This is a genomic window from Caldimonas sp. (genome assembly GCF_046289365.1).
GTDB lineage: Bacteria > Pseudomonadota > Gammaproteobacteria > Burkholderiales > Burkholderiaceae_C > Caldimonas.
On record NZ_JBKBVU010000100.1, the window covers coordinates 1 to 11,515 of the forward strand.

Consider the following 11,515-nt stretch of genomic DNA (forward strand, 5'->3'; position numbering starts at 1 on the left):
GGTGCTGATGGAAGTGAGCGGCAGCCTGCGCCTGTTCGGCGGTGAGCGGGCCTTGCACGAACGCATTGTGGCCGGGGCGGCGGATCTGGGCTGGACGCGATGCGCTGCAGCGCCCACGGCGCTGGGCGCGCTGGCCTTGGCGCGCTGTGGGCGACCGGGAGCTTGGGGGAGTGATATGGACGGCTTGCTGGACGGCCTGCCGCTGGATTGCCTGCACGAGGTGGCGGCCGAGTCTGCCTGGCTGAGCCGCCTGGGCTGCCGCCACCTGGGCGACGTGCGCCGGCTGCCCCGCGCCGGACTGGCACGGCGCAGTGACAGGGCCCTGCTGCAGACGCTGGGCCAGGCCTATGGCGAAGCGCCCTGGTCGGCGCCGTGGCTCACGCTGCCTGAGGTCTTCGAAGCCCGGCTGGAGCTGCCGGGGCGTGTGGAATCGGCCCCGGCCCTGATGTTCGGCGCCCGTCGCCTGCTGCTGCAGTTGTGCGGCTGGCTGGCCGCCCGCCAGGCGGGGCTGCGCAGCTTCGTGCTGCGCTGGCGGCACGATGTCCATCGCCGCGACGACCCGCCACTGGGCGAGCTGCTGGTGCGCACCGCCGAGCCCACCCGCCAGCCTGGGCATCTGCTGCGCCTGCTGGGCGAATGGCTGGCGCAGGTACGGCTGGCGGCGCCGGTGGGCGAGCTTTCATTGTTCTGCGACGAGATCGAGCCGCTGGTCGAGGTCACGCCCTGCCTGTTGCCCGGGGAGGCCGGGGCCGCCGAGGGCGAAAGCCTGGCGCAACTGATCGAGCGTCTGTCGGCCCGGCTGGGCCCGGCCCGGGTGTGTCGGCCGGTGCCGCGTTCGGACCACCGCCCCGAGGCGCAGCAGGCTTGGCAGCCGGCCGCCCGGGGCGATGTGCCGGCGATGGTGTCCTGGCCACCCCCCTCGCAACCCGCCTGGCTGCTGCGTGAGCCGCTGCCGCTGGCCACCCGGCGGGAGCGGCCGCAGTGCCAGGGGAACCTCACGATCCTGGCCGGTCCGCACCGGGTCGAGGCGGGTTGGTGGGACGCCGAGCATGCGGCCGCAGCGCGCGACTACTACGTGGCCAGCAACGAGCGCGTCGGGCTGGTGTGGATCTACCGCGAGCGTCGCCTGGAAGAGGGCGGCGGCTGGTTCCTGCACGGGCGCTTCGCATGAGGCCGGTCATGGTCCTGCCCGACTACGCCGAGCTGCACTGCCTGAGCCACTTCAGCTTCCAGCGCGGGGCCTCGTCGCCGAAGGAACTGGTGGAGCGCGCCCTGGCGCTGGGCTATCGTGCCTTGGCGATCACCGATGAATGCTCGCTGGCCGGCGTGGTGCGGGCCCATCAGGCCTTGCTCGATGCACGGGAGGTGGCCAAAGAGCAAGGCCGGCCCGAGCCAGCGCTGAAGCTGCTGATCGGCAGCGAGTTCCAGGTGGACGGCCCCACGCCCTTTCGGCTCGTGGCCCTGGCCCGCGACCGCAAGGGCTATGCCCGCCTGAGCCAGTTCATCACCGACCTGCGCCGCGCCAGCCCCAAGGGCACCTACCGCGTGGACCCGGAAGATCTGTGCGCCGATCGTCTGGCCGGCAACGAGCTGCTGTGGGTGCCGCCGCGCGGCGCAGCCTTCGAGACCCTGTGCATGCAGGCCACAAGCTTCCGGCAAGCCTTTGGCGACGCTGCCTGGGGCGTGGTGGAGCTCTTCCATGAGATCGACGACCCGCTGTGGCTGTACACCCTGCGCGAGGTCTCGCGGCTCAGCGGCCTGCCCCTGGTGGCCGCAGGCGATGTCCACATGCACCTGCGATCGCGCAAGCCGCTGCAGGACGTGCTCACCGCCATCCGGCTGGGCCGCCCGCTGGCCGAGTGCGGCACGGCCCTGCAGCCGCATGGCGAGCGCCACCTGCGAGCGCGCGCCACGCTGGCCCGGCTGTACGGCGCCGAGCTGATGGCTGCTTCGGTGGAAGTGGCCTCACGCTGCCATTTCCGTCTGGACGAACTGAAATACGAGTACCCCGAGGAGGTGGTGCCTGCGGGCCAAACCCCGGCCGGCTGGCTGCGCCACCTCACCGAGCAGGGCGCGCGCGAGCGCTACCCCGAGGGAGTGCCGGATGCCGTCCAACGCCAGATCGAGAAGGAACTGGCGCTGATTGCCTTCAAGCGCTACGAGAAGTACTTCCTGACGGTGCACGACATCGTTCAATTCGCGCGCTCCAAGGGCATCCTCTGCCAGGGCCGTGGCTCGGCGGCCAACTCGGCGGTGTGCTACTGCCTGCACATCACCGAGATCGACCCGGCGCGTGCGAACCTGCTCTTCGAGCGTTTCATCAGCATGGAGCGCGATGAGCCGCCGGACATCGATGTCGATTTCGAGCACCAGCGCCGCGAGGAGGTCATCCAGTACCTCTACGGCAAATACGGCCGCGGCCGCACGGCGCTGGCCGCCACCGTCATCTGCTACCGCACGCGCAGTGCCATCCGCGACGTGGGCAAGGCCCTGGGTTTTGACGATGCCCAGGTCGATGCCCTGGCCAAGAGCCATTTCTGGTGGGACAGTCTGGAGGCATTGCCCGAGCGCCTGGCCGAGGTGGGGTTGGACGCCGCTGACCGCCGCGTGGCGCAGTGGATCGAGCTGGTGGGGCAGCTGCGCGGCTTTCCGCGCCACCTGAGCCAGCATGTGGGCGGCTTCGTGATCGCCAAGGGGGAGTTGTCGCACGTCGTGCCCATCGAGAACGCCGCGATGCCCGAGCGCACCGTGATCCAGTGGGACAAGGACGACCTCGAATCCCTGCGCCTGATGAAGGTGGACGTGCTCTCGCTGGGCATGCTCACCGCGCTGCGCCGCGCGCTCGATTTCGTGAGCCGACGCCGCGGCATGCCCTTCCGGATGCAAGACATCCCGGACCAGGACGAGGCCACCTATGCCATGATCCGCCGCGCCGACACCGTGGGCGTGTTCCAGATCGAAAGCCGCGCGCAGATGAGCATGCTGCCGCGCCTGCAGCCGCGCACCTACTACGACCTGGTGGTCGAGGTGGCCATCGTGCGCCCGGGGCCCATCCAGGGCGGCATGGTGCACCCTTACCTCAAGCAGCGCGAGAAGCAGCGCGCTGGCCATGACGTGGTGGCCGAACTGCCCACAGACGCTCTGCGCGAAGCCTTGGGCCGCACCCTGGGTGTGCCCATCTTCCAGGAGCAGGTGATGCAGTTGTGCATGCTGTGTGCCGGCTTCACCCCCGGCGAGGCCGACCGCCTGCGCCGCGCGATGGCGGCCTGGAAACGCCATGGCAATGTGCACCCCTTCCGCCAGCGCATCGTCGAGGGCATGATGGCCAACGGCTATCCGCAGGAATTCGCCGAGCGCCTGTTCAAGCAGATCGAGGGCTTTGGCGAATATGGCTTTCCGGAAAGCCATGCCGCGTCGTTTGCGCTGCTGGCCTATGACAGCGCCTGGCTCAAATGCCACGAGCCCGCGGCCTTCCTCGCGGCGCTGCTGAATGCCCAGCCGATGGGCTTCTACTCCCCCAGCCAGCTCGTGCAGGATGCGCGCCGCCACGGGGTGGAGGTGCGCCCGGTGGACGTGAGCCACAGCGAGGTCGAGGCGACGCTGGAGGACATCACGCGCCGGCCGCAGCCGCCGGTGCGCCTGGGCCTGAAGCTGGTGGCCGGCTTGAGCGCTGCCGCCGCCGAGCGCATCGTGCGGGCGCGTGCCGAAGCGCCCTTCATCGACGTGCAGGATCTCGCCCGCCGCGCGCGGCTCGACGCCCAGGACCTGCGCCAGCTCGCCGCGGCCGATGCCCTGCAAAGCCTGGCCGGCCACCGCCGCCAGCAGGTCTGGGAGGCCGCCGCCTGGACGCCCCCGCCGGCCTTGCTGGCGGACGCGCCCATTGACGAGGCGCCTGTGCAACTGCCGCTGGCCCCCGAGGGCGAGGAGATCGTCTTCGACTATGCCGCGCTGGGCCTCACGCTGCGCCGCCATCCGCTGGCCCTGCTGCGCGAGCAACTCCGGCGGCGGCGCCTGCAGACGGCCAGCGAGATGCACGACCTGCCGCATGGCCGGCGGGTGCGCGCCTGCGGCATCGTCACCGGTCGCCAGCAGCCGCAGACGGCCAACGGCACCATCTTCGTTTCCCTGGAAGATGAAACCGGTGTGGTCAACGTCATCGTCTGGCGCCGTGTGCAAGAGCGCTTCCGCCGCGAGCTGCTGCATTCGCGCCTGCTGGCCGTGCATGGCGAGTGGCAGCGCGAGGGCGAGGTGCGCCACCTGGTGGCGCAGCGGCTGGAAGACCTCACGCCGCTGCTGGGCCGCCTGGCCGATGCAGGGCTGCACAGCCGGGACTTCCATTGAACCTGGGGCGCGAACCAAGCCAGCCGGGTTACGCTTGAGGCTTTGGGATGGCGATACGACAGGCGGCCATGACGACGACCTCCTCCTTGCACGTGGGCGTGCTCACCGGCGGCGGCGACTGCCCCGGGCTCAATGCCGTGATCCGCGCGGTCACCAAGTCCCTCATCAACGACTGCGGCGCGCGCGTCACCGGCATCGAACGGGGTTTCCTTGGTTTGATCGAGCGTCGTGTGGTGCCGCTGGACCGGCGCGCCGTCAGCGGCATCCTGCACCAGGGCGGCACCATCCTCGGGGCACACAACAAGGCCGACCCGTTCGCCTGGTTCGGTGCCGGCGGGGCCGATGTGTCGGGCGCGGTGATGGACTACGTGCGCGAGCTGGGGCTGGACGCGCTGGTGGCCATCGGCGGCGACGGCACGATGAGCATCGCACACCGCTTCCAGCAACTCGGCCTGCCGGTGGTGGGCGTGCCCAAGACCATCGACAACGACCTGATGCACACCGAGCGCACTTTCGGCTTCGACAGCGCCGTGGCGGTGGTGGCCGAGGCCCTGGCGCGGCTGGAAACCACCGCCCGCAGCCATGGCCGCGTGATGATCGTCGAGACCATGGGTCGCTACGCCGGCTGGATCGCCCTGGAAGGTGGCCTGGCGGGCGGGGCCGACGTGATCCTGCTGCCCGAGATCCCGTATGACCTGGACGCCGTGGTGAAGCTGTGCCGCCAGCGCGAGGCCGCCCAGGGCTTCACGCTGATCTGCGTGGCCGAAGGCGCCCGGCCGGTGGGCGGCACGATGACCGTGGCCGCTCACAGGGCCGACAGCCCCGACCCGATTCGCCTCGGCGGGGTGGGCCACGTGCTGCGCGAGCAGTTGCAGCCCCACTTGCAGGGCGAGGTGCGCAGCACCTTGTTGGGCCACGTCCAGCGCGGCGGCACGCCCACGCCTTACGATCGTGTGCTGGCCACACGTTTCGGCTGCCATGCGGCCGCGATGGTGGCGAGGGGCGAGTTCGGCCGCATGGTGGTGCTGCGCGGCGACGGCTGCGACAGCGTGCCGCTGGACCAAGTGGCCGGGCGCAACCGCACGGTGCCGCTGGACCACCCCTTGCTGCAGGCGGCGCGTTCGCTGGGCATTTCCCTGGGCGAGGCCGGGGCTTGAACGAAGGGCGATCCCACCATGCATGAGGAAGGTTCACGCAGCCCCTTGCAAGCCGCCGCCCGGGCCGATGCCCAACGCTTCGGCAAGCCCGAAGCCGGCTGGCGCCACAAGACCTACATCGTCATCTTCGAGGCCGACACCCGGGCCGGCAAGCGCTTCGACCAGTGGCTGATCGCGCTGATCCTGCTCAGCGTGTTCACCGTGGTGCTCGACAGTGTCGCCAGCATCCGCGCGGAGCATGGTGTCGCGCTGCGGGTGCTGGAATGGATCTTCACGGCCCTCTTCACGGTCGAATACTTCACCCGCCTGGCCTGCGTGCGCCACCCCCTGCGCTACGCCACGAGCTTCTTCGGCATCATCGACCTGATCGCCATCTTGCCGTCCTACATCGCCTTCTTCGTGCCTGAAGCTCACCTGCTCATCGACGTGCGCATCCTGCGCCTGCTGCGGGTGTTCCGCGTCTTCAAGCTCACCGGCTACGTGGCCGAATACAGCGCCCTGGGCGAGGCCCTGCGGGCCAGTCGCCGCAAGATCGCCGTGTTCCTGTCGTTCGTGTTCATGGTGGTGCTGGTGATGGGTACGCTGATGTACGTGGTGGAAGGCCCCGCGAACGGCTACACCAGCATCCCGATGGCCATGTACTGGGCCATCACCACGATGAGCACGGTGGGCTTTGGCGACATCACGCCGCAGACCGAGGTGGGGCGCTTCATCGCCTCGGCCATGATGCTGCTGGGCTGGGGCGTGCTGGCCGTGCCCACCGGCATCGTCACCACCGAGATGGCGGCGCAGCGGCTGAGCCGGCCCACCACGACGCGCACCTGCCCGGAATGCCTGAGCGAAGGCCACCTGCCGGATGCGAAGTTCTGCCGGCACTGCGGCAAGCGCATGCCGCGCTACGAGCGGGATCCGGGCGCCTGAGTGCCGCTCCAGACGGTGGGACAATGGCGGGCATGAGCCCGACGACCCTGACCCTGACCCGCCCTGACGACTGGCACCTGCATGTGAGAGATGGCGCCGCGATGGCTGCCGTCGTGCCCGACACGGCGCGCCAGTTCGCCCGCGCCATCATCATGCCCAACCTCAAGCCGCCGGTGACCACGGCGGAGCAGGCACTGGCCTACCGCGAGCGCATCCGCGCCGCCGTCCCGGCGGGCCTGAGCTTCGAGCCGCTGATGACGCTCTACCTGACCGACAAGCTGCCCGCTGACGAGATCGCGCGGGCCAAGGAGGCCGGGGTGGTGGCGCTCAAGCTCTACCCGGCCGGAGCCACCACCAACAGCGATGCCGGCGTCACCGACATCCGCAAGACCTACAAGACGCTGGAGGCCATGCAGAAGCACGGCCTGTTGCTGCTGGTGCATGGTGAGGTGACCGACCCCGAGATCGACCTCTTCGACCGCGAGAAAGCCTTCATCGACGACAAGCTCATCCCGCTGCGCCGCGACTTCCCCGAGCTGAAGATCGTCTTCGAGCACATCACCACGAAGGAAGCCGCGCAGTACGTGGCCGGGGCCGACCGGTTCGTGGGCGCCACCATCACGGCCCACCACCTGCTCTACAACCGCAACGCCATCTTCCTCGGCGGCATCCGGCCGCACTACTACTGCCTGCCCGTGCTCAAGCGCGAGGAGCACCGCCGTGCCCTCGTGGCTGCAGCCACCTCGGGTTCGCCAAAGTTCTTCCTCGGCACCGACAGCGCCCCGCATCCGGCTCACCTGAAGGAGCACGCCACAGGATGTGCAGGCTGCTATACCGCGCTGTCGGCGCTGGAACTCTACGCCGAAGCCTTCGAAGCTGCTGGCGCGCTCGACAAACTGGAGGGGTTCGCCAGCTTCTTCGGCGCCGATTTCTACGGACTGCCGCGCAACACCGGCACGGTGACGCTGAAGAAGACACCCTGGCAACTGCCCGAGACCCTGCCCTTTGGCGAGGCCACGCTCAAGCCGCTGCGCGGCGGCCAGACGCTGGCCTGGCGGATGGTGGACGCCTGAGCGCTGCAATGACGTGGCCGGCCCTCGACTGGCGCACCCCCTGGTTCGCCCCGATGGCGGCCGTGGGTGCGGAGGTCGAAAGGCGCGTGCATGCGGGCGCGACTGTGGCCGACGCACTCAACACCTGTGGCGGCCCGGTGCGCTTCGTGCCCCAGGACGCGCTGCCCGAGGGCGAGGCCTACGAAGCCTTCATCTTCCGCACCGGCTGTGTGCCCACGCGCAACAACCTGCATGATTTTTTCAATGGCCTCATGTGGCTGACCCGGCCACAGCTCAAGCGGCGGTTGAATGAGCTGCAGGCGGCGCAGATCGCCCGGGCCGGCATTGGCGCCACGCGCGGGCCCGTGCGGGACGCCCTGACGCTCTTTGACGAAAACGCGGCCTTGCTGCAGGCACCGGCCGAACTCGTGCAGGCGCTGCGCGAGCGGCGGTGGCGCGAACTCTTTGTCGATCGCCGCGCGCTGTGGGCTCAGGCCCGCCTGGAGCTCTTCGGCCATGCGCTGCTGGAAAAGCTGGTGGCTCCCTACAAGAGCATCACGGCCCACGTCTGGGTGATGGAAGAGGGTGCCGCCCCCGACCTCGGCCTCACCCCCGAACGCCTGGTACCCAAACCCTTCCTGCCGCTGCCGGTGCTGGGCGTGCCGGGCTGGTGGGCGGCCAACGAGGATGCCTCTTTCTATGAGGATGCCGAGGTCTTCCGCCCCCACCGCGAGCGGCCTCGCCGCCGGCCTGAGATAATTGCGATGTGAAGCAAGCCAGACCGCCGCTGGTGCAAGCGCCGAAAGGCCGCACTGGAGGAAGGTCCGGACTGCGCAGGGCAGCGTAGCAGGTAACACCTGTCCGCCGTGAGGCGAGGATCAGAGCAACAGAGACGAGTCGGGCCGCGGTGCAAGCCACGGCTCGGGTGAAACGGGCAATCTCTACGCGCAGCAACACCAAATAGGCACACGTCGATCCGGCCCGGGGAGTGTGCGGGTAGGTGGCATCGAGCCGCTTCCGTGAGGGGCGGCCCAGAGGAATGGCGGTCACGGCGGGGCGACCCGCCGCACAGAATCCGGCCTATCGGCTTGCTTCACGCACTTCGAACACACCAGCCGATGAATCCCGACGCCCACAAGATCTGGCCCGCCCCGCGCTGGGCTTTGGCCCTGTTGCTCGCCGTGCTGGCCATGCTCGGGCCGTTTTCCATCGACACCTACATCCCGGCGTTCTCGGGCATCGCCAAATCGCTGGGGGCCACGCCGGTGCAGATGCAGCAGACGCTGTCGGCCTATCTGTTCGGCTTTGCCTTCATGAACCTCTTCCATGGGGCGCTGTCCGACAGCTTCGGGCGCCGGCCGGTGATCTTGTGGGGGCTGGCGGTGTTCACCATCGCCTCGGTGGGCTGCGCGCTGTCGCAGACCATCGGCCAGCTCGTCTTCTTCCGTGCTTTGCAGGGCCTGTCCACCGGGGCGGGCATCGTGGTCTCGCGCGCCATCATCCGCGACATGTTCCCGCCGGCCGAGGCCCAGCGCGTCATGGCCCAGGTGACGATCTACTTCGGCGTGGCGCCGGCCATCGCCCCCATCATCGGCGGCTGGATCTTCGTGCTGTCCGACTGGCACCTGATCTTCTGGTTCCTGGCCCTGGTGGGGGTGGCGCTGTGGGTGGCCAACTACCGGCTGCTGCCCGAGACGTTGCATCTGGAGCATCGCCAGTCCTTCGAGGTGCGCCATCTGCTGCGCGGCTACTGGCAGCTGTGCAGCGATCCGCGCTTCGTGCTGCTGGTGCTGGCCAGCGGCGTGCCCTTTAATGGGCTGTTCCTGTACGTGCTGTCGGCTCCGGCCTTCCTGGGCGTGCACCTGGCCTTGTCGCCCACCGAGTTCTTCTGGTTCTTCGTGCTGAGCATTGGCGGCATCATGGGTGGCTCTTGGTGCAGCGGTCGGCTGGCTGGCAAGATCGCGCCCAGGCGGCAGATCCGCCACGGCTTCGTCATCATGGCAGGGGTGGGCGTGCTCAATCTTGCGGCCAACCTGCTGTGGCAAGCCCATGTGTCCTGGGCCTTGTGGCCGATCGCGGTCTTCGCCTTTGGCTGGGCCTTGATGGTGCCGGTGGTGACCTTGCTCGTGCTCGATTTGTTTCCTGCGCGTCGGGGCATGGCCTCGTCGCTACAGGCGGCCGTGGGTTCGCTGGCCAATGCCCTCGTGGCCGGCGTGCTGGCCCCGTTGGTGATGGGCAGCACGGTCGCTTTGGCGGCAGCGTCGCTGGGGCTCATGGGGGTGGGGCTGGCCGCCTGGGTCTATCTCCGTCGCCGCTGGCCCGAGATCGGCCGCGAACCCCACGCGTCCGAGGCCACGCCGCTGACGGCGTCTTGACCGCCCGCTGCGGGCGCGCCGAGCCCTGCCCCCTCATTCAAGCGGGCAGCGCTCCTCAAACTCCACTTTCACACCTGTTCGCAAGTCCTTATTTTTGCTGGACTTTTTGTGCGAACATTTCTTGGAAATCAATTGTAAGTAGTTGATTTCATTGGAGATTTTTCAGATTTTGCTTGACCGCCGAAGGGGGGCTCGCTAAAGTGGGAGAAAGTGCAACTTAGTGGGGTTTTGTGTCTTCAGTGGTCTTCCAAGGGGCTTCCGCCCTGTCGCTCGATGCCAAGGGGCGCCTGACCGTCCCGGCGCGGCATCGCGACGTGCTGGCCGCTGTGTGTGCAGGACAACTGACCCTGACCAAGCATCCCGAGGGGTGCCTGATGGTCTTCCCTCGTCCGGCCTGGGAGCAGTTCCGCGACAAGATCGCGGCACTGCCGATGTCGGCGGCCGGCTGGAAGCGCATCTTCCTGGGCAATGCGCTGGACGTGGAGATCGACGGTGCCTCGCGCGTGCTGATCTCGCCCGAGTTGCGCGCGGCCGCCGGCCTGAACAAAGACGTGATGCTGCTGGGCATGGGCAGCCACTTCGAGCTGTGGGATGCCGAACGCTACGCCGCCCATGAGGCCGCGGTGATGCAGCAGGGCATGCCCGAGGTGCTCAAGGACTTCAGCTTCTGACGGCCATGAGCGCCTCCATGCCTCCCGTCCACGAGCACCGCACCGTCTTGCTGCACGAGGCGGTGCAGGCCGTGCTGACCACCCCCGATGGCACCTACATCGACGGCACCTACGGCCGGGGTGGGCACTCGCGGCTGCTGCTGTCGCGTCTGTCGCCGCAGGGCAGGCTGCTGGTCTTCGACAAGGACCCCGAAGCCGTGGCTGACGCTGCGCGGGTCCAGGACCCGCGTTTTGCTATCGAGCACGCCGGTTTTGCGACGATGGCGCAGGCCTGTGCACGCCGGGGCATCGACCGCGTGCACGGCGTGCTGCTGGATCTGGGCGTCTCCTCGCCCCAGATCGACAACCCCGAGCGTGGATTCTCCTTCCGCCACGACGGGCCCCTGGACATGCGCATGGATCCCTCGCGCGGTGAATCCGCCGCCGAGTTCCTCGCACGCGCCGACGAAAAACTCATCGCGGAGGTCATACGCCATCATGGGGAAGAACGGTTTGCTCTACAGATTGCAAAGGCGCTTGTTGCTCGCCGCTCGAGCGGGCGCCCTGTTCGAACCACGGCCGAGCTTGCCGACGTCGTGGCTCGTGCGGTCAAGACACGCGAGCCGGGCCAGGATCCCGCCACGCGGACCTTTCAGGCTCTTCGGATTTTCGTCAACGCCGAGCTTGAGGAGCTCGAACAGGGGCTGAACGCCGCCTTGTCGCTGCTGGCTCCGGGTGGGCGTCTGGCGGTGATCAGCTTTCACTCGCTGGAGGATCGCCGCGTCAAGCAGTTCATCGCCGGCCATTCGCGGGCCGAGGTGAAGCGGGGCAGCCCGCAGGCCCTGGGCCTGGCTCCGTTGCCCGAGCCGTTGCTCAAGGCCGTGGCCCGCATCCGCCCCTCACCGGCCGAAGTGGCGGCCAACCCGCGCTCGCGCTCGGCCATCTTGTTCGTGGCCAAGCGCACCACCGTGGCGTTGGGGGGGGCATGAGTCGTCTCAACGTCCCCCTCTTCTCCGGGC

Annotated in this window: 9 protein-coding genes and 1 other RNA gene; all 10 read left to right on the forward strand. The window is 68.7% G+C overall.

Annotated elements, in window-relative coordinates; all coding sequences use genetic code 11:
* Positions 1–1,171, forward strand: a 1,171-nt coding sequence (locus ACK42S_RS10970) for a Y-family DNA polymerase (RefSeq protein WP_409707013.1), incomplete at its 5' end; no start/stop codon positions are given.
* 8 nt (positions 1,172–1,179) lie between these two features.
* Complete coding sequence (locus ACK42S_RS10975; protein WP_409707016.1) at positions 1,180–4,341, forward strand: error-prone DNA polymerase; 3,162 nt, start codon at positions 1,180–1,182, stop codon at positions 4,339–4,341.
* Between the two features lie 86 nt (positions 4,342–4,427).
* Positions 4,428–5,498 (forward strand): 6-phosphofructokinase, encoded by a 1,071-nt coding sequence (locus tag ACK42S_RS10980; protein WP_409707037.1) that lies wholly within the window; start codon positions 4,428–4,430, stop codon positions 5,496–5,498.
* An 18-nt stretch (positions 5,499–5,516) separates the two neighbouring features.
* Positions 5,517–6,419, forward strand: coding sequence for an ion transporter (locus ACK42S_RS10985; protein WP_409707019.1), 903 nt, complete (start codon positions 5,517–5,519; stop codon positions 6,417–6,419).
* Between the two features lie 32 nt (positions 6,420–6,451).
* Positions 6,452–7,492, forward strand: coding sequence for a dihydroorotase (gene pyrC, locus ACK42S_RS10990; protein WP_409707022.1), 1,041 nt, complete (start codon positions 6,452–6,454; stop codon positions 7,490–7,492).
* A gap of 8 nt (positions 7,493–7,500) precedes the next feature.
* Positions 7,501–8,241 (forward strand): DUF3025 domain-containing protein, encoded by a 741-nt coding sequence (locus ACK42S_RS10995; protein WP_409707025.1) that lies wholly within the window; start codon positions 7,501–7,503, stop codon positions 8,239–8,241.
* Positions 8,240–8,570, forward strand: an RNA gene (rnpB, locus tag ACK42S_RS11000) — RNase P RNA component class A. The genes ACK42S_RS10995 and rnpB overlap by 2 nt, the downstream gene beginning before the upstream one ends.
* Before the next feature lie 19 nt (positions 8,571–8,589).
* Positions 8,590–9,846, forward strand: coding sequence for a multidrug effflux MFS transporter (locus ACK42S_RS11005; protein WP_409707028.1), 1,257 nt, complete (start codon positions 8,590–8,592; stop codon positions 9,844–9,846).
* A gap of 230 nt (positions 9,847–10,076) precedes the next feature.
* Positions 10,077–10,517, forward strand: coding sequence for a division/cell wall cluster transcriptional repressor MraZ (mraZ, locus tag ACK42S_RS11010; protein ID WP_409707031.1), 441 nt, complete (start codon positions 10,077–10,079; stop codon positions 10,515–10,517).
* A gap of 5 nt (positions 10,518–10,522) precedes the next feature.
* Entirely contained in the window at positions 10,523–11,485 is a 963-nt protein-coding gene (rsmH, locus tag ACK42S_RS11015) for a 16S rRNA (cytosine(1402)-N(4))-methyltransferase RsmH (protein ID WP_409707034.1), read from the forward strand.
* Positions 11,486–11,515: the final 30 nt, after the last annotated feature.